Source organism: Halobellus sp. Atlit-38R (assembly GCF_003665925.1).
Lineage (GTDB): Archaea > Halobacteriota > Halobacteria > Halobacteriales > Haloferacaceae > Haloquadratum > Haloquadratum inordinatus.
The window spans coordinates 1-466 of the sequence record NZ_QXIJ01000306.1; the positions used below are offsets into that span (position 1 = coordinate 1).

At 62.4% G+C, this 466-nt stretch carries 1 protein-coding gene; it reads right to left on the reverse strand.

Annotation, left to right across the window (positions count from 1 at the left end; translation table 11 throughout):
* On the reverse strand, positions 1-405 hold a 405-nt coding region (locus tag D3D02_RS21380), incomplete at its 3' end, for a hypothetical protein (RefSeq protein WP_233560730.1).
* Positions 406-466 lie beyond the last annotated feature (61 nt).

A 466-nucleotide genomic window follows, 5' to 3' on the forward strand; every position in this document is an offset into this window, starting at 1 on the left:
CAGCCCGCCTGTGATGAGCAGTCCCTGCTCGCTTGTTCCTACTACAAGGGCGATTAGAGCGCCCCACCCGAGACTTGTCACGACGAGTGTAGTCGGATCACGTGACGACCGGGCTCGCTCTGTTAACACAGCGAGGAGGCCAAGTTGTACAACGCCGACGGCCGGTGAGAGTCCACTCACGACTGGAATAAGCGCCAGCTGGCCAAGGACGAACGCAAGCGGGGCCGAACTAACGACCCCCGCAACGCCGAGCGCCACGAGTGAGGCGATTGGCAACGACGATGACAGACTCACCAGCGCGGCCGCAGCGAGCCCAAGCCCGAAGATGCTGCCCCAGTCACGAGCGCGCAGCTCGAAGACAGCAGGTTCATCTGGGTACGGGAGCTTCGATGGCTGTTGTGTCATTGCGGTCTCACCCCTGTCGCTTGGCGGTGAGCAAGCACACGCTGGATGCGTGATTCGGGTG